16 protein-coding genes are annotated in these 17,138 nt (G+C 66.4%); 12 read left to right on the forward strand and 4 right to left on the reverse strand.

The features are described 5' to 3' along the window. Positions 1-15 precede the first annotated feature (15 nt). Positions 16-987 carry an NADPH:quinone oxidoreductase family protein gene (locus L5G32_RS07655; protein WP_237010433.1) on the forward strand — a complete coding sequence of 324 codons (972 nt, stop codon included), beginning with the start codon at positions 16-18 and terminating at the stop codon, positions 985-987. 99 nt (positions 988-1,086) lie between these two features. Here the strand turns inward: L5G32_RS07655 and L5G32_RS07660 are convergent, their stop codons facing one another. Genes L5G32_RS07660 through L5G32_RS07670 form a run of 3 tightly spaced genes read right to left on the reverse strand, consistent with a single transcriptional unit; the run spans position 1,087 to position 3,708 of the window. Further along, a complete protein-coding gene (locus L5G32_RS07660) occupies positions 1,087-2,103 on the reverse strand; it encodes a TIGR03617 family F420-dependent LLM class oxidoreductase (RefSeq protein ID WP_237010434.1) in 1,017 nt (338 codons plus the stop codon). A gap of 6 nt (positions 2,104-2,109) precedes the next feature. Next, positions 2,110-3,018, reverse strand: coding sequence for an amidohydrolase family protein (locus L5G32_RS07665; RefSeq protein ID WP_237010435.1), 909 nt, complete (start codon positions 3,016-3,018; stop codon positions 2,110-2,112). A 33-nt stretch (positions 3,019-3,051) separates the two neighbouring features. Then, the gene (locus L5G32_RS07670) at positions 3,052-3,708 is read right to left on the reverse strand and encodes a hotdog domain-containing protein (protein WP_237010436.1); all 657 of its coding nucleotides are present in this window, start codon (positions 3,706-3,708) and stop codon (positions 3,052-3,054) included. A 179-nt stretch (positions 3,709-3,887) separates the two neighbouring features. Here L5G32_RS07670 and L5G32_RS07675 point away from each other — a divergent pair, with 179 nt between their 5' ends. From L5G32_RS07675 to L5G32_RS19365, 7 genes are all read left to right on the forward strand, one after another. Next, entirely contained in the window at positions 3,888-4,472 is a 585-nt protein-coding gene (locus tag L5G32_RS07675; protein WP_237010437.1) for a TetR/AcrR family transcriptional regulator, read from the forward strand. After that, positions 4,469-5,719: a cytochrome P450 gene (locus tag L5G32_RS07680; RefSeq protein ID WP_237010438.1), complete on the forward strand. Its 1,251-nt coding sequence runs from the start codon at positions 4,469-4,471 to the stop codon at positions 5,717-5,719. The genes L5G32_RS07675 and L5G32_RS07680 overlap by 4 nt, the downstream gene beginning before the upstream one ends. A gap of 6 nt (positions 5,720-5,725) precedes the next feature. Next, a complete protein-coding gene (locus tag L5G32_RS07685; RefSeq protein WP_237010439.1) occupies positions 5,726-6,511 on the forward strand; it encodes an SDR family oxidoreductase in 786 nt (261 codons plus the stop codon). A 64-nt stretch (positions 6,512-6,575) separates the two neighbouring features. Then, positions 6,576-7,958 carry a cytochrome P450 gene (locus L5G32_RS07690; RefSeq protein WP_237010440.1) on the forward strand — a complete coding sequence of 461 codons (1,383 nt, stop codon included), beginning with the start codon at positions 6,576-6,578 and terminating at the stop codon, positions 7,956-7,958. Further along, positions 7,958-8,149 carry a ferredoxin gene (locus L5G32_RS07695; protein ID WP_237010441.1) on the forward strand — a complete coding sequence of 64 codons (192 nt, stop codon included), beginning with the start codon at positions 7,958-7,960 and terminating at the stop codon, positions 8,147-8,149. Before L5G32_RS07690 ends, L5G32_RS07695 begins: the two co-directional genes overlap by 1 nt. Before the next feature lie 4 nt (positions 8,150-8,153). Further along, on the forward strand, positions 8,154-9,398 hold the full coding sequence (locus L5G32_RS07700) for a hypothetical protein (protein ID WP_237010442.1): 1,245 nt from the start codon (positions 8,154-8,156) through the stop codon (positions 9,396-9,398). Positions 9,399-9,589: 191 nt separating this feature from the next. Beyond that, positions 9,590-10,618, forward strand: coding sequence for a helix-turn-helix transcriptional regulator (locus L5G32_RS19365; RefSeq protein WP_237010443.1), 1,029 nt, complete (start codon positions 9,590-9,592; stop codon positions 10,616-10,618). Between the two features lie 39 nt (positions 10,619-10,657). On the opposite strand, the gene L5G32_RS07710 is transcribed toward L5G32_RS19365, so the two are convergent. Continuing rightward, positions 10,658-11,533, reverse strand: coding sequence for a PaaI family thioesterase (locus tag L5G32_RS07710; RefSeq protein ID WP_237010444.1), 876 nt, complete (start codon positions 11,531-11,533; stop codon positions 10,658-10,660). A gap of 115 nt (positions 11,534-11,648) precedes the next feature. Between L5G32_RS07710 and L5G32_RS07715 the strand changes: the two genes are divergently transcribed. From L5G32_RS07715 to L5G32_RS07730, 4 genes are all read left to right on the forward strand, one after another. Beyond that, positions 11,649-12,434, forward strand: coding sequence for a TIGR03084 family metal-binding protein (locus L5G32_RS07715; RefSeq protein ID WP_237010445.1), 786 nt, complete (start codon positions 11,649-11,651; stop codon positions 12,432-12,434). 1 nt (position 12,435) lies between these two features. Then, complete coding sequence (locus tag L5G32_RS07720; RefSeq protein ID WP_265738788.1) at positions 12,436-14,142, forward strand: acyclic terpene utilization AtuA family protein; 1,707 nt, start codon at positions 12,436-12,438, stop codon at positions 14,140-14,142. A gap of 149 nt (positions 14,143-14,291) precedes the next feature. Next, positions 14,292-15,491 (forward strand): acyl-CoA dehydrogenase family protein, encoded by a 1,200-nt coding sequence (locus L5G32_RS07725; RefSeq protein ID WP_237010446.1) that lies wholly within the window; start codon positions 14,292-14,294, stop codon positions 15,489-15,491. A 42-nt stretch (positions 15,492-15,533) separates the two neighbouring features. After that, on the forward strand, positions 15,534-17,132 hold the full coding sequence (locus tag L5G32_RS07730; RefSeq protein WP_237010447.1) for an acyl-CoA carboxylase subunit beta: 1,599 nt from the start codon (positions 15,534-15,536) through the stop codon (positions 17,130-17,132). Positions 17,133-17,138: the final 6 nt, after the last annotated feature.

Raw genomic sequence — 17,138 nt, forward strand, 5'->3', positions numbered from 1 at the left:
GCTACGGTGAAACCCATGAAGGCTCAGATGATCGTCAGCGAGACCGGCCCCGACGGACTCGAACTCCAAGAAGTCGCAGCCCCGGAGGCGCAGGACGGCCAGTATCTGGTCGACGTCCGTTCGTGCGGTGTGTGCTTCCCTGACCTGCTCATGTCTCAGGGCAAATATCAGATCCGTCCGCCGGTCCCGTACGTCCCGGGCACCGAGGTGGCCGGTGTCGTCGCGCAGGCTCCGGACGGTGGGGCGTACGCCGTGGGCGATCGTGTCCTCGTGACCTCGCTGATCGGCGGGTTCGGTGAGCGCGTCGCCGCGGCCGAGAGGCAGATCGTGCCGATGCCCGGCGAGTTGACGTTCGACGAGGGCGCGGCGATGGGCATCAACTTCCAGACGGCGCTGTTCGCACTGAAGGTCAGGGCCCAGACAGCTCCTGGCGAGGTCGTCGCCGTCCTCGGCTCGGCGGGCGGAGTGGGCGTCGCGTCGATCCTCGTCGCGAAGGCCATGGGCGCCAAGGTGATCGCCGTGGTGCACCGCACCGGCCAAGAGGAGATGCTGCGCGGTCTCGGAGCCGACGAGGTCGTGCAGTTGACCGACGGATGGAAGGACAAGGTCCTCGAACTGTCCGACGGCGGCGTCGACGTGCTGATCGACCCCGTCGGCGGCGACGTCTTCGACGAGGCGTTGCGCACCGTCGGCGCAGACGGCCGGTACGTCGTGATCGGCTTCGCGGCCGGTGGGATCCCGACGGTCAAACTCAATCGCGTCCTGTTCCGGAACATCTCGATCGTCGGCGCGGCGTGGGGCGAGTACATCACCAAGAAGGACCCCGGACTGCCCGCGCTGCTGCACGACGAACTCACCGAGATGATCGCTGCCGGGATGCGTCCGCCGGTGTCGCACACCTACGAACTCGACCAGCTCCCGACGGCGCTGGACGATCTCGCCAACGGTCGGATCAAGGGCAAGGCCGTCGTCCACGTCTCGGAGTAGTTCTCCTCACGCAGTGGATCGCGACTCCCGCGACGCTCGGTGTGTCCCGCTACTGGAGTGTCCAATAGCGGGGACCGCTGACCGTCGCGGGAAGCGTTTCTAGCCGTCGATTCGTCGGACTTCGCGAGCGAGACCGGCGAGCAAGTCCGGGTCCGCACGGTAGGGGGTGTTGAAGCCGAGGCGGTCGACCGATGGTCCGTACCGTCGCAGGATCTCGGCCGCGCCCTCGGCGGGATCGTCCACCGTCACTGCGACGGCGTCGACGAGGTCGTCGGGCACGAGCCGGGCGATCGCCTGCCAGTCGCCGTCCCTGGTGAGCTCGCGGAGCTGCGGTTGAAGATCGCCGAACCCGACCGAGTCGAGGACCCGGCGGTAGGCGGGCGTCGAACCGTAGAAGCCGATCTGGGCCCGGACGGCGGCCCGCGCGGCGGAACGCTCGGTGTCGTCGCGTCCGACGATCACCATCGCCGAATGGTGCACGGCGGGACGTGGGCGGCCTGCGGCGCCGTCGTCGAGCGCGACGAGCGTCGTGTCGCGCAGGAACTCCGGAGTGGCCAGCGGATGGGACAGGAATCCGTCGGCGACCTCGCCTGCGACTCGGGTCATGCGCGGCCCGACACCGGCGAGCCACACCGGCGGAGGACCGAAACCGTCGACGTCGCCTGCCTCCGGTCGGAACAGCGGCGGCATGAGCGTCTGGGTGTAGAACTCGCCGCGGTGGTCGAGGCGTCCGCCGGTGAGCCAACTGTCCCAGATCGCTCGGACCGCGGTCACCAGGTCGCGCATCCGGTCGGCCGGACGACTCCACGGCATCGAATAGCGTCGTTCGATGTGCGGCCTGATCTGGGTGCCGAGCCCCAGCACGAACCGCCCGCGCGAATACGCCTGCAGGTCCCAGCCCATGGTCGCCAACAGCAAAGGGTTCCGCCCGAACGCGACGGCGATCGACGTGCCGAGAGTGAGGGTCTCGGTGTGCTCGGCGGCGAGGAGCAACGGTAGGAACGGGTCGTGCGCGCCCTCGAAGGTCCACACCCCGTCGTACCCGGACTCCTCAGCGGCGGCTGCGCGGGCAGGCATCTCGTCGAGCGGACAGGTGAGCGTGGTGTCGACGAGCATGCGCGGTTATCCGATCTCGAACAGGCTGGCGGCGTTGTCGTGGAGGACCCGGCGCGACCAGTCGTCGCCGAAGTCGAGGCGGAGCACCGCGTCGATGGCGTGCGCGTACCCGTACGGGATGTTCGGGAAGTCGCTGCCGAACAGGATCTTGTCGCCGAGGTCGGACACGCGAGGCAGGAGATCGCGCGGGTACGGGGCGTTCTGCTCGGAGAAGTCGGTGAACGACATAGTCGTGTCGAGGCGGATGTTCTCGAATCTCTCGGCCAGAGAGAGGAATTCGGCATGCTCGGGCGTCCCCATATGGGCGACGATCAACGGCAGCGTCGGAAATCGGGACATCAGGGTCTCGATCGGCTCCGGCCCGGTGAACGTGCCCGAGGCAGGCCCGGAGCCGCAGTGGATCACCACGGGCGTCTGCGCGTCGTCGATCGCGCCCCAGACGTCGTCGAGCAGCGGATCGATCGGCGAGTACTCGCCGACCTGCACATGCGACTTGAAGACCCGGGTCCCGGCGTCGATCGCCGTCCGCACGTAGTCGCCCGCCCCGGGCTCGGGGTAGAAGGTCGACGTGTGGAGGCAGTCGGGGTGTCCGGCTGCGAAGTCGGCGGCCCACGAGTTGAGCCACTGCGCCATCCCCGGCTTGTGTGGGTAGAGCATCGATGAATAGGCGAGCACGCCGAAGTTGCGGAGCGTGTCGACCCGGGTGTCTTCTTCGGCGCGATAGGTGATCGGCCATTCACGGCCGATCATCGGTCCCGCCGAGTCGAAATACGCCCACACCTTGTCGAGGACGCGCCCCGGCATGAAATGCGTGTGCACGTCGATGATTCCGGGGAGTCCCAGGTGCTCCCAGCGTTCACGGACGGCATTCGCCTCGGCCGCCGAGAACGGCTGCACATCGTGGTCGTCGCACATGGCTCCGACGCTACCGTCGCGCCCTCGAGTACATCACTCTGACTCGGAGATGGCGGCCAGCAACTCGTCGTGCCCGGGAAAATCCTTGGGGCGGATCATGATCGCTTGACCTTCGACGGTTGGGCCCTCGTCGTCGCGGACTTCGGCGTGAATGAACACCTTGCGGCCCTGCGCCTCGGTGACCTCGGCGTGCAGCGAGACCGGCCCGAGCTTTGTCGGACGAAGGTAACGCATGGTCAGAGTGCCGGTGAAGTGAGGAATCGAGCTGAGATCGCTCGCGCACTCGCCGACGAGTTGGTCCAGGAGCAGGGCGAGAACACCGCCGTGCACGTGTCCGCCCGGCCCTTCGTAGGCGGCGCCGAGCGTCACCTCGGCGGTCATGGCGCCGTCGACGCTGGCCGTGCGAAGCGGCGGCGCAATCGCGTTGCGGGCGCCCATTGCGGCATTGCCCCACGGCATCCCGACGAGGTCACGGGTGAACGGGACGCCGAAGGCTCCGGGTTTCTGGTCGGAGCGAAGGCGAGCGACGATCGCCTCGATCTCGCGTCGCGCTTGGTCGAGCGAATCGTCGTCGGCGTTGGTCCGTATGACGGCGTCGATGAGGTCGCGAACCGAGTCGGTCAACGGCTCGACCACGCTGATGCGCCGCTCGACCTCTTCGGGGCTGACGTCCTCGAATCGAAAGTCCATAATTCACCTCGGGGTCGGTGGAACCTCGATCGTGAGGTGCCGGAAGATGAGGGTCAAGAGCGGATTGCAGTACCGCCCCACAGGTAGAACGTATTCCATTTCACGTCTGAACCACTAGCCGGATTCCATTCTGGACAGGTGTCTGGACTTTGTTTCGATGCGCGGGTACGGTCATTCCCATGTCCACTTCCTTGGAAACCGAATCCACTCGTCGGCGGCTCACTCCGCAACAGGCGGAGAAGATCACGAGGATGACCGACGCGGCCGTCGAGATCGTGTTGGCGGACGGATTCGACAAGCTGTCGGTGCGGGACGTCGCGAAGCGGGCCGGTGTCGCGCCGGCGACGGCATACACCTATTTCAGCTCCAAAGGTCACCTCGTCGCCGAGGTGTTCTGGCGGCGACTCGCCGTCGGGGTCCCCGAACCGGATCCGGCGTCACCGGTGTTCGAGCGCGTCGCGCAGGTCCTGCGCGGAGTGTCGATGGTCGTCGCGGGGGAGGGACAACTCGGCGGCGCGGTCACCGTCGCGCTTCTGTCCGACGATCCGGAGTCGCAGCATCTGCGGCTGAGGATCGGTGGCTTCATTCACGACCGACTGTCGGCTGCTGTCGCCGACGACGTCGACGACCCTCAGGGGCTCGTCGACGCGCTCCAGATGCTCTATGCGGGTGGTTTGGTCACCGCGGGCATGGGGCATCTCAGCTACGAAGCGACCTCCGAGCGGCTCGTCGCAGCCGCCGCACTACTGATGGGACACGCATGACTGTCGCCGATTCTGGTATGCAGCAAAAGATTCCGTTTGATCCGTACGACTACGACTTTCACGAGGATCCGTATCCGACGTACGCGAGGCTCCGGGCGGAGGCTCCGGTGTACCGCAACACCGAGGGGGACTTCTGGGCGCTGTCCCGTCACGAAGACGTCACCGAAGCGTTCCGTGACAACGTTCGCCTGTCGAACAGTTGGGGCGTGTCGCTGGACCCGACGGCGTACAACAAGAACGCCGAGTATTCGATGAGCTTCCTCGCGATGGACGACCCGCGCCACCTGCGTCTGCGCAAACTCGTCTCGAAAGGCTTCACGCCGCGTCGCGTCGGTCAGCTCGCACCGCGGATCGCAGAACTGACCGCTCAGCACTGGGACCGGTGCTTGGAGATGGGCGAGTTCGACTTCGTCCACGACTTCGCCGGACTCCTCCCGATGGATGTGGTGTCCGAGCTCCTCGGCGTCGGAGAGGCCGACCGTGCCCACCTGCGGAAGCAGTCGGACCTGTTGATCCACCGCGAAGAGGGCGTCACCGACGTCCCGCCCGGAGCGATCAACGCCTACCTCGATCTGCACGGCTTCTACACCTCGCTGCTCGCCGAGCGCCGCAAGAACCCGGGCGACGACCTGGTGTCGGCATTGACGACCGCAGAACTCGTCGACGGCGGCGAACGCACCGCGTTGAGCGACGAGGAGATCGTCGGCTTCATGATGCTGATGGTCGTGGCCGGTAACGAGACGACCACCAAGCTGCTCGCGAACTCGATGTTCTGGGGTGGACGAAGCTCCGACCAGATCGCTCCGATCATCGCGGCGGCGACCGACGAGGACTCCGCACTCGAAGCCGTCGGTCCGTGGGTGCAGGAGACGCTGCGCTACGACACGTCCACCCAGATGCTGATCCGCCGGGTCGTCGAAGACGTCGAGTACGGCGAGTTCACGATCCCGGCGGGCGATCGTGTCCTGCTGTTGATCGGTTCGGCGAATCGCGACGAAGAGATCTTCGGCGACGACGCCGACCGGTTCGTGATCGGACGCGACAGCGACCGCACCATCATGAGCTTCGGCCTGGGCACGCACTTCTGCCTCGGAGCACACCTCGCTCGACTGGAGACCGAGATCGGTCTCGCGCAGATAGCTCGGACCATCAGCTCGTTCGACATCGACTTCGAACGTGCGGCTCGTGTCCACTCGGTGAACGTCCGCGGCTTCGCAGACCTTCCCATGACCGTGAAGGCCCGGTGACTCGCGATGAGATTCCAGCCGCACCCCGACCGCCGTCCCGTCCTCGTCGCAGGCGCATCGTCCGGAATCGGTGAGGCCACCGCTCGACGACTCGGCGGTCTCGGCTACCCGGTGGCGCTCGGCGCCCGCCGTGTCGACAAGCTCGCCGCACTCGCCGACGAGATCAACGGTGCAGGCGGGGAAGCGGTCGCGGTGGAACTCGACGTCACGTCGGACGAGTCGGTGTCCTCTGCGGTGAAGTCCGCGCAGGACGTTCTCGGACCGTTGGAGATCGTGGTCTCCGGGGCGGGTGATCTGCAGATCGGTCGCGCCCACGAGATGGCCGTGGACGAGTGGGCGGCGCAGATCGACGTCCACCTGGTCGGCGCGTACCGCCTGTACCGCGCAGTGGTCCCCGACATGATCGAGCGCCGTCGCGGCGACTTCGTGTTCATCAGTTCCGACGTCGTCTCGCATCCGCGCCCGTGGTCGTCGGCGTACGTCGCAGCCAAGTTCGGGGTCGAAGGACTCGTCGCGACCGCCTACATGGAACTCGAGGGCACGGGTGTCCGTACGGGCCTCGTCCGTCCCGGTCAGACGATGACCGGCATGGGCATGAACCTGGATCAGAAGGCCACTGAGAGCATGCTCGGCGACTGGGTGGAGTTCGGCCTCGCCAGGCACGGGCACTTCCTGGAACCCGACAACCTCGCGCACGCGGTCTTGGCGATGGTGACGCTCCCGCCGGGGGCACACATGAAGGCCGTCGACGTCGAAGCCGAAGGCAAACTGACCGCCACGACCTCGGGTTGAGCCTCGCTGCTGATCGAGATCCCCCAAACCCCCGAAAACATCAACAGTCTCAAGGAGAACCGACATGACTGCTGTCACCTCAAAGCGCGTGTCCGGCGGGGCAGGCGAGCACGGCCACCTCGACGAGATGGCCACCGATCCGATCGCTCTGTTCCAGCGCGTGCGCGACGAGTGCGGCGACGTCGGGACGTTCCAGTTGGCCGACCGCGAAGTGGTTCTGGTGAGCGGCGCTGCCGCGAACGAGGAGTTCTTCCGCGCACCGGACGAAGTGCTCGACCAGGCTGCGGCGTACCCGTTCATGACACCGGTGTTCGGTGAGGGCGTCGTCTTCGACACCAGTCCGGAACGCCGCAGCGAGATGCTGCACAACCAGGCGCTCAAGGGCGCGCACATGAAGCAGCACGCGGTGACCATTCCGCTCGAGGTCGAACGAATCATCGCGGACTGGGGCGACGAAGGGGAGATCGACCTTCTGGAGTTCTTCGCCGAGCTGACGTTGTACACGTCGTCGTCCTGTCTGATCGGCGGCAAGTTCCGAGAGGAGTTGGACGTGCACGTCGCTCATCTCTTCCACGATTTGGAGAAGGGCACGGACCCGATTGCGTATGTCGACATGCACGCCGACATCGAGAGCTTTCGACGCCGCGACGCGGCCCGTGCCGAACTCGTCGAGTTCATCGGGAAGATCATGAAGGGACGTGTCGAGAACCCGCCGGAGAACAAGGACGACCGCGACCTGGTCGACGTCCTCGTCTCGCTGATGAACGACGACGGTTCGCCGATGTTCGACGCGAACACCGTCACCGGCATCTTCATCTCGATGATGTTCGCCGGGCACCACACGACGTCGGGCACGGCGGCGTGGACGTTGATCGAGTTGCTGAAGAACCCCGATCATCTCGCGCAGGTCACCGAGGAGCTCGACGGGATCTACGCCGACGGCATCGAGTACTCGTTCGCGGCGATGCGCCAGATTCCGAAACTCGAAGGCGCCCTCAAGGAGGCGCTCCGCCTGCATCCGCCGCTGATCATTCTCATGCGCGTGGTGCAGGAGGCATTCGAGGTCGGCGGCGTGACGGTCGAGAAAGGGCAGTCGGTCGCGGTATCGCCTGCCGTCTCGAACCGGCTGCCCGAAGACTTCCCGGACCCCGACTCGTTCGATCCGGACCGGTATGCGGAAGGCCGTCAGGAAGACCTCGTCAATCGGTGGACGTGGATCCCGTTCGGTGCGGGGCGCCACCGGTGCGTTGGCGCTCAGTTCGCGATGATGCAGCTCAAGGCGATCTTCTCGGTTCTGTTGCGCAACTACGAGTTCAGCCTCGTCCAGGATCCGGACAGCTACCGAAACGATCACTCGAAGATGGTCGTCCAACTGCAGCAGCCGTGCCGTGTGGCCTATCGCCGCCGAGACCTGAACGACGCCGAGACCACCGCCGAGGCGTCGTGATGCGCGTCGTCGTCGACCGGGATCTGTGCCAGGGGCACGGGATGTGTGAGCTCGAGGCGCCCGACGTCTTCGAAGCGGGCCGAGACAGCGTGAATCTGCTCGATGAGACCCCCGGCGAGGCGCGGCGAGCCGAGGTCGAAGCCGCGGTGCAGTTCTGCCCGACACAGGCACTGAAGATCGTCGAGGAGTGACGTGATGAAAGACCGACTGACCAAGGATCAACTCGCCGCACTGGTACCGGAGCTGTTGCTGACCGGACAGTTGATCGACCGGAGCGGCATGGCCCACCTCATCTCGGCGTTCGGCCGAGACGGGATGGCGCAGGTGGCGATCGAAGAGTGGATGGCGGCGAGCCCGGTGTACACGGGGCGGATACGCGCGGCACTCGGCATCGACGGCGACGGCGTCGTCGACATGTTCAAGTGCCTCCAACTCGACATCGGTGCGCCGCCGCAGTTCATGGACTTCCGGTACCGCATCGACGACGAGTACCACGGTTCGTTCGTGCTCGATCACTGCGGCGCGCTCCTCGACGTCGAGCCGATGGGGGAGGACTACGTGACCGCGATGTGCCACACCATCGAGGATCCGACGTTCGACGCGACGGCCATTGCGACCAATCGGCGTGCGCGCATCCGGCCGGTGCATCGTCCGCCTCGGATGCCTGCCGACCGTGCGCCGCACTGCGAGTGGGCGGTGACGATCGAACCCGATCGCGAGGAACTCCCATTGCCGAAGGTGACCGAGCCGATGCTGGTTACGCAGGCCGCGACGGTGGAGCTGACGCCGATCGACCCCGATGCGACGGACGGATTGGTGGACTATCGCGGGCCGCTCGTGGAGGACGTGAACTTCGCCGAATGGTCGACGTCGGCGTTGCGGCGGGTCCTGGAAGAAGTGACTCTCCAGCATCAACTGTTGGCGCTCGGCTTCCTCGACGCAGTGAGTCGCCGGGCCGACGACGTGGCGACGGACGACATCTTCGACAAGCAGCTCATCGGCATTGCGGGCATCGCCTCCGAGCGGGTGCGGGCAGCGGTGTGCGAGGACCGGTCCGACGCGCAGGCGCTCGCCGACGTGCTGAATCTGAACCCGGTGTTCGGTCCGCGGCAGTACACGGGCTTCTACGCCGAGGCGGTCGACGACGAGCACGTCGAGGTCCATATCGCCCGAGACTCGAAGGCACTGGCCGACGGCGGGTGGCTTCGTCTTCTCGTCGACGGGAGGCTGGACGCGCTGCAGTCCGCCGCGACCGCAGTCCACCCGACGTGGGTTGTCGGCGAGACGGTGGATGCTCCGCTCGAGAAGCTGGTCCGGATCGGCCGTGGCGAACCGCAGCGCGAAGCAGGAGAGGTGGCGATCGTCCGGTTCTCCGGCGGAGCGTCGTTCACCTTCGCCGATCGCGGGCCGTCGCGTGCGCTTCCGTTGACGGTGGTGTGACTGTCAGCGACGTTCCGCTGACGGCGTCACCCGGCTCCCCTGTCGTGAATCGCTGACGGGCGACGGGCGAATCCCCCTCAAATGCGTGAATCCGGCACGAAGTGTGCTGCGGGTTGGCACGATTGAGGCGGTTCTGCTCTCCGTCCTCCCGGTCTGTTCCGAGGGGACGAATCGTCACCGATGGAGGTCATGTGTCGTCTCCCGTCTCCTCGCCGTCCCGCGTCTCCTCGCCGCGGCAGGCGGCAGTCAGTCGAACCGACCGTTTGACTCCGTCCGTCGTCGCGGCGTGGAAGGCCGGCCTCGGCGTCGACGCGTCGGAGATCGTGGACCCGATGCCGAGCGCGAACACCTTTACCCGCGTCGAATTCACCTCGAATCGCGATGAGCCGCTCCGCACGGTGCGGTATGGGCACATGCTGTCGCAGTCTGCCGTCTACTGTTCGCTGCAGTCGCCGGTGCGGATCGAGTGCACGGCCGAGTCGATCAAGGAGGACCCGCGCGAGGTGCTGATCGCCAGTGTCTCGCCGATCCGTGGGGAGTCGACCCTGTGGCAGCGTGGCCAGGAATATCGCTACGCGCCGAGGGATTTGATCCTGGTCCCGACTCTGTATCCGTTCGTCCGGGCGACGACGTCGATCCACGAGTCGGCCGGAATGTTCATCCGACTCTCGGCGCTCGGGGCTCACCGGTACCTCGCTGAGCTTCCGCGGCGGCCGTCGGGGCAGGACACACCGCTGGCCCGTGCCGCCGCGACGTTCCTCCGGCGATTCGCGGTCGAGACGTCGATGACCGGTGCGAGGGTGGCGGCAGACACCGAACTCGCCGTGCTCGACCTCATCACGGCCGCGCTGTCGGAGCTCACGCTCGACGACCGGTATCGGTTGCAGGACGACAAGTTGTTCGTCAAGCAGTCGGCGGTTGACTTGATCGCGCGTCGCTGCCGCGACCCGGCGCTCACCCCCGAGATGGTCGCCGACGAACTGCACGTGTCGCGGCGACACCTGTACCGGATGTTCGAGGGCGAGGAGAAGTCGCCCGCGATGTTGATCACCGATGGTCGGGTCGAGGCCGGTCGTAAACTGCTCGACGCAGATGCTCGGGTCCATATCGGCGACGTCGCCGTGGCGTCCGGGTTTCGTTCGCTCGCGACGTTCCGTAATCAGTTTAAGGCCCGTCACGGAGTCGGGCCGTCCGAGTATCGCGAGCGTCGCCGCGGGTGATCCCTGTCGGTCTCGTCGGTCCCTGTCGGTCTCGTCGGTTCAGACGTCGAAGCGCACGTCCGCCGTCGCGTGCGCGAGGAGTGTCCCGTCGTCGTCGCGCAGATCGGCGTCGAACACGCTGAGACGTCGCCCGAGCTTGACCGGAGTGACGTGGGTGTGGATGCGGCGGCCGTCGACGGCGGGGGAGCGCAGGAACGCGACGGTGAAGTCGACGATCTGGTACTGCTGTCCGGCGCGGGTGTGGAGCTGGGCGCCGAACGAACAGCCTTGGGCGACGACGGCGCCGATCACTCCGCCGTGCATGGTGCCCATCATGTTGCCCATCCAGGGCGCGGTCTCGGTCGTGAATGTGAGCGCGTCGTCGTCCACTGCAGAGATCGAGCCGCCGAGGAGTTCGGCGATCGGGCCGATCGGTGCGCCGCGTCGGATCTGGTCGATCACGTCCCTGCCGGTGGCATCGGCGGGAGGGCCGTCCACTGCGGGCACGTCGTTCGGGGCCTGTGGGACGGGGACACCTGACACCGAGTCGGTGCTCTGTGCACGGCCGACCCGGACGTTGCGTGCCAGGCCCGAGCAGAGCACTCGACCGTCGGCGCCGGTGACCTCCACACTCGTCGTCCCGTACTCGTGCGAGGACATGCGCAGATCCGCGGTCGCCTGTAGTCGCTCGTCGATGCTCGGGCGGGCCAGCATCGACATCGTCAGACGGGACTGCAGGGAGGACGTTGACGGGTCCTGGAAGTAGAAGCGGTACCCGCCCAGGTCGTCGAACAGCACAGCCAATGCGGGCAGTTCGATGAGACCGCGATGGTCGGTGACCGAAGTGCCGAGACACTGATGCATCACGGCTCCGTCGAAGCCTTCGTCCCGGCCGACGGCGAAGGCGAGGAACGGGTCGGCAGGGTTACGGCTCATGTCGAACTGTCTATCAGGGCCTTCAGTGTGATCAGCGGCACGGATAGTGGCTGACTCTCGCATAAAACAATCATTCGTGCTTGATTATTTTAGTGTCGTGTGTGACGCTCGACGCATGACGATCGCTGACGATCTGCGAGCCGAGTACACCGCGCTCGACGACCTCGTGGCCGATCTGCCCGCTGCGGAGTGGACACGGCCGACGCCCGCTGTGGGTTGGACGATCGCGCACCAGGTAGGTCACGTCCTGTGGACCGACCGGGTGTCGTTGATCGCGGCGACCGATTCTGATCGATTCGCCTCCGACGTCCTGGCTGTGGGGGTTCAAGACACGAGTGGGTTCGTCGACGCCGCCGCCGAGGTAGAGGCGTCGCGCGCACCCGCCGAACTCCTCGCTGACTGGCGCGAGACACGTACCGCGCTCGTCGGCGCCCTCGTCGCAGTTCCCGACGGCGTTCGACTCCCGTGGTTCGGGCCGCCGATGTCTGCGCCGTCGATGATGACTGCTCGCATCATGGAGACCTGGGCGCACGGACTCGATGTCGCGGACGCGCTCGGTGTCGACGTCGAACCGACCGATCGGCTCCGCAACGTCGCCCATATCGGTGTCCGCACACGAGACTTCGCGTACGTGGTGAACGGGCGGACACCGCCGGTCGAGCCGTTCCGCGTCGAACTGACCGGACCGAGCGGCGAGCTGTGGACGTGGGGGCCGGGCGACGCGGCGAACATCGTCCGCGGGACGGCGCTGCACTTCGCGGAACTCGTGACACAGCGCCGCGCCCTCGCCGACCTCGATCTGGAGTTCGTCGGCGACGACGCGGCGCAGTGGGCGTCGATTGCGCAATGTTTCGCAGGCCCTCCTGGATCTGGGCGAGCCTCGGTGAAGGAAGGACACTGATTTGGCTTCCGACTCGGTCCGGATCGGCAACGCATCCGGCTTCTACGGCGATCGACTCAGTGCCGTGCACGAGATGTTGGACGGTGGCAGTCTCGACTACCTGACCGGTGACTACCTCGCCGAGCTGACCATGCTGATCCTCGGCAAGGATCGTCTCAAAGACCCGTCACGCGGCTACGCCAAGACGTTCCTGCGGCAGATGGAGACCAGCCTCGGGCTTGCGGTCGACAAGAACGTGCAGGTCGTGGTCAACGCGGGCGGGCTCAATCCGCACGGGCTGGCCGTCGCACTCCGCGAACTCGCCGAACGGCTCGGCGTCGACGCGCAAGTCGCCTTCGTGAACGGCGACGACCTCGCGCCGCGCGCCGCCGAGCTCGGACTCGGCACACCGATCACCGCCAACGCCTACCTCGGCGGCTTCGGCATCAAAGCCGCGCTCGACCGCGGGGCCGACGTCGTCGTCACCGGCCGCGTCACCGACGCATCGCTGACCGTCGGCGCGGCCGCATCGGCTTTCGGGTGGGGCTATGACGATCTCGATGCCATCGCGGGCGCCGTCGTCGCAGGCCACGTCATCGAATGCGGAACCCAGGCGACCGGCGGCAACTACTCGTTCTTCACCGAGGTGCCGATGGACAGGCCACTCGGCTTCCCGATCGCCGAGGTCGCAGCCGACGGGTCATCGATCATCACGAAGCACGACGGCACCGGCGGCGCGGTGAGCGTAGGAACCGTCACCGCGCAACTCCTGTACGAGATCCAGGGACCACGGTATTTGAACCCGGACGCCACAGCGCTGCTCGACACGATCGAGCTCGCACCGGCCGGACGGGACCGGGTCGCGATCACCGGCGTGCGGGGCGAAGCGCCGCCGAAAGATCTCAAAGTCTCGCTCAACCATCTCGCGGGCACTCGCAACGAGGTCGACGTCGTGATCACCGGGCTCGACGTCGAAAGCAAGGCCGCACTGTTCCAGAAGCAGTTCGAGGCCGCGCTGCCGACGAGGCCAGCCGAGCTGACCTGGGAGCTGTCCCGTCTCGACAGAGCCGACGCCGATACGCAGGAACAGGCCAGCGCCCTGCTGCGGTGCGTCGCACGCGACACCGATCCCAACGCGGTCGGCCGCTCGTTCAGCGCGACTGCTGTGGAACTGGCGCTGGCCAGCTTCCCCGGCTTCACGCTGACCTCGCCGCCCGGCAACGGAGCGCCCTACGGGGTGTTCGAACCGGGCTACGTCGACGCCGGCCTCGTCGAGCACCGCGTCAACCAGCCCGACGGAGTGTCCGTCCTGATCGAGCCGTCCCCGTTGCGTGCCGAGCCGATCCGCGACGTCAGCGTTCCCGACTCCGGGCCGGTAGGCGACTGGGGGCCGACCCGGCGCACCCCGATCGGCGAGATCGTCGGCGCCCGCAGCGGCGACAAAGGCGGCAGCGCCAACATCGGAGTGTGGGCGCGCGGCGGGGCAGACGAGTTCGAGTGGCTCGATACGACGATGACCGTCGCCAAGCTCAAAGAACTGCTGCCCGAGATCGTCGATCTGACGGTGCACCGTTACCGACTGCCGCACCTGCAGGCTCTCAACTTCGTCATCGAGGGAGTCCTCGGACGAGGAGTGGCCGAGAACGTCCGCTTCGACCCACAGGCCAAAGGCCTCGGAGAGTGGCTGCGTTCGAGAGTCGTGGACGTGCCGGAGCGGTTCGTGCGATGAGCCCCTTCCCGCTGATCGAGCGGAGTCCCTCCCGCTGATCGAGCCCCGTATTGCTGATCGAGCGGAGTCCTTCCCGCTGATCGAGCGGAGTCGAGATCTCGACCAGCAGACGGATCTCGACCGAACGACAACATTTCACAAGGAGACATATGCCTATCCCCAGCCCGATCTGGGACAGCCCGGAACGGCTCGCGCTGCGCGAGTCGGTTGCCGGTTTCATGCGGCGGCACGTCGTCGGCCACCAAGACGAGTGGGAGAAGGCCGGTCTGATTCCGCGCGACCTGCATCTGGCGGCAGCTGAGATCGGGCTGTTCGGGCTCGGCGTCCCCGAAGAGTTCGGTGGATCGGGCGGCGACCTGATCGATGCGACGATCCTCGGCGAGGAGTTCCACTATCGGGGCGGGGCGGGCGGCGTGTTCGCGTCGCTGTTCACCAACGGCATCGCCTTGCCACATCTGATCCGGGCAGGCGATCCCGCGCAGATCGAGAAGTGGGTGCGTCCGACGCTGGAGGGCCGCCTGATCGGCAGCCTCGCGATCACTGAGCCGGGCGGCGGCAGCGACGTCGGACATCTCACGACGACAGCGGAGCTCTCCGGCGACCACTACGTCGTCAACGGTGCCAAGACCTTCATCACCTCGGCCGTGCGTGCCGACTTCGTCGTCACCGCGGTGCGTACCTCCGGGACGGGTGCGTCCGGTGTGTCACTGCTCGTCGTCGAGAAGGGGACACCTGGTTTCGAGGTGGCCCGCAAGCTCGACAAGATGGGGTGGCTCTCCTCGGACACTGCAGAACTTTCGTTCGTCGACGCACGGGTTCCGCGCGAGAATCTCGTCGGACCGGAGAACTCCGGTTTCGCGCAGATCGCGCAGGCCTTCGTGACCGAGCGAGCCGCCCTCGCCGTACAGGCGTATGCGAGCGCGCAGCGCTGCCTCGACCTGACCCTCGAATGGGTCCGTGACCGCGAGACGTTCGGTAAGCCGCTCATCGCCCGACAGTCGGTGCAGGACTCGGTCACCGAGATGGCGCGCCGTATCGATGTCGCGCGCACCTACACGCGCGCCGTCGTCGAACGGAAGGTCGCCGTCGAATCCGGTCAGGTCGCGCCCGGCGCGAACGACGACCTGATCGCCGAGGTCTGCTTCGCCAAGAACACCGCCGTCGAGACCGGCGAGTGGGTGGCGAACAAGGCCGTCCAACTGTTCGGCGGCATGGGCTACATGCGCGAGTCCGAAGTGGAACGCCAATACCGCGACATGCGCATCATCGGCATCGGCGGCGGTACGACCGAAATCCTGACCGGCCTGGCTGCGAAGCGACTGGGATACCAGTCAGGTCGAGCCCAGTGAGCCGAACCCAAATGGGAGGAACCCAGTGAGAGGAACCCGGGCATGACCGTTCTCAAGTCTCGAGTCGACACGGCTTCTGACGAGTTCGCCGCCAATGTCGACGCGATGAACGCCAGACTCGCCGACCTCGACGTCGAGTTCCGTGCCGTGCTGGTGGGCGGCGGCGAGAAGTACGTGGAGCGGCACCGCAAGCGCGGCAAGTTGACGGCCCGCGAACGCATCGAGCTGATGATCGACGAGGACTCGCCATTCCTCGAGCTGTGTCCGCTCGCCGCGCACGGATCCCAGTTCACGGTCGGCGCATCGGTCGTCGTCGGTCTCGGCGTCGTCGAAGGCGTCGAATGCATGATCGTCGCCAATGATCCGACGGTCAAAGGCGGAACGTCGAACCCGTGGACGCTGCGGAAGATTCTGCGCGCCAACGACATCGCCCTTCAGAACCGGCTTCCGTTGGTCTCCATGGTCGAGTCCGGCGGCGCCGACCTCCCGACACAGAAGGAAGTGTTCGTTCCCGGCGGCCGTATGTTCCGCGACTTGACGCGACTGTCCGCTTCGGGGATTCCGACGATCGCGCTCGTGTTCGGGAACTCGACGGCGGGTGGTGCGTACGTTCCCGGCATGAGCGACCACGTCGTGATGATCGACGAGCGTTCCAAGGTGTTCCTCGGCGGCCCGCCGCTGGTCAAGATGGCGACCGGCGAGGTCAGCGACGACGAGGAACTCGGCGGCGGCGCGATGCACGCGCGCACCTCCGGACTCGGCGACTATCTGGCGGCAGACGAGCAGGACGCGGTCCGCATCGGACGACGAATCGTCGCCCGACTCAACTGGCGGAAGCAGGGGCCTGCACCTGCCGCCGAGGTCGTCGCGCCTCTGTACGACGAGGCCGAGCTCCTCGGCATCGTCCCCGGCGACTTGAAGATCCCGTTCGATCCGCGCGAGGTGATCGCCCGCATCGTCGACGGCAGCGACTTCGATGAGTTCAAACCAGAGTACGGGGCGTCGTTGTGCACCGGATGGGCCGTGATCCACGGGTACCCGGTCGGCATCCTCGCGAACGCGCAGGGGGTTCTGTTCTCTCAGGAGGCGCAGAAGGCGACCCAGTTCATCCAACTCGCCAACCGCAGTGACACGCCGCTTCTGTTCTTGCACAACACGACCGGCTACATGGTCGGCAAAGAGTACGAGCAGGGCGGCATCATCAAGCACGGCGCGATGATGATCAATGCGGTCTCCAACTCGACGGTCCCGCACATCTCGGTCCTCGTCGGCGCCAGCTACGGAGCAGGCCACTACGGGATGTGCGGCCGGGCCTATGACCCGCGATTCCTATTCGCGTGGCCGAGTGCGAAGAGTGCCGTCATGGGGGCGCAGCAGTTGGCAGGCGTGATCTCGATCGTGTCCCGCGCGGCCACCGAGGCGCGCGGCGGCGTCGTCGACGAAGAGGCGGATGCCGGGATGCGAGCCATGATCGAGGCGCAGATCGAAGCGGAGTCCGTTCCCACGTTTCTGTCGGGGATGCTCTACGACGACGGGGTGATCGATCCTCGGGACACGCGCACGATCCTCGGGCAGACGCTGTCGGCGATCGCGACAGCGCCGGTCGAGGGCACAAGCAACTTCGGCGTATTCCGGATGTGAGGAGAG

Source organism: Gordonia zhenghanii, assembly GCF_021738965.1.
Taxonomy (GTDB): domain Bacteria; phylum Actinomycetota; class Actinomycetes; order Mycobacteriales; family Mycobacteriaceae; genus Gordonia; species Gordonia zhenghanii.

Coding starts and splice junctions, on each gene's coding strand:
- L5G32_RS07685 (WP_237010439.1), top strand. CDS start 5,726: ATGAGATTCCAGCCGCACCCCGACCGCCGTCCCGTCCTCGTCGCAGGC.
- L5G32_RS07675 (WP_237010437.1), top strand. CDS start 3,888: ATGTCCACTTCCTTGGAAACCGAATCCACTCGTCGGCGGCTCACTCCG.
- L5G32_RS07670 (WP_237010436.1), bottom strand. CDS start 3,708: ATGGACTTTCGATTCGAGGACGTCAGCCCCGAAGAGGTCGAGCGGCGC.
- L5G32_RS07695 (WP_237010441.1), top strand. CDS start 7,958: ATGCGCGTCGTCGTCGACCGGGATCTGTGCCAGGGGCACGGGATGTGT.
- L5G32_RS07710 (WP_237010444.1), bottom strand. CDS start 11,533: ATGAGCCGTAACCCTGCCGACCCGTTCCTCGCCTTCGCCGTCGGCCGG.
- L5G32_RS07655 (WP_237010433.1), top strand. CDS start 16: ATGAAGGCTCAGATGATCGTCAGCGAGACCGGCCCCGACGGACTCGAA.
- L5G32_RS07680 (WP_237010438.1), top strand. CDS start 4,469: ATGACTGTCGCCGATTCTGGTATGCAGCAAAAGATTCCGTTTGATCCG.
- L5G32_RS07660 (WP_237010434.1), bottom strand. CDS start 2,103: ATGCTCGTCGACACCACGCTCACCTGTCCGCTCGACGAGATGCCTGCC.
- L5G32_RS07665 (WP_237010435.1), bottom strand. CDS start 3,018: ATGTGCGACGACCACGATGTGCAGCCGTTCTCGGCGGCCGAGGCGAAT.
- L5G32_RS07700 (WP_237010442.1), top strand. CDS start 8,154: ATGAAAGACCGACTGACCAAGGATCAACTCGCCGCACTGGTACCGGAG.
- L5G32_RS07715 (WP_237010445.1), top strand. CDS start 11,649: ATGACGATCGCTGACGATCTGCGAGCCGAGTACACCGCGCTCGACGAC.
- L5G32_RS07725 (WP_237010446.1), top strand. CDS start 14,292: ATGCCTATCCCCAGCCCGATCTGGGACAGCCCGGAACGGCTCGCGCTG.
- L5G32_RS07690 (WP_237010440.1), top strand. CDS start 6,576: ATGACTGCTGTCACCTCAAAGCGCGTGTCCGGCGGGGCAGGCGAGCAC.
- L5G32_RS07730 (WP_237010447.1), top strand. CDS start 15,534: ATGACCGTTCTCAAGTCTCGAGTCGACACGGCTTCTGACGAGTTCGCC.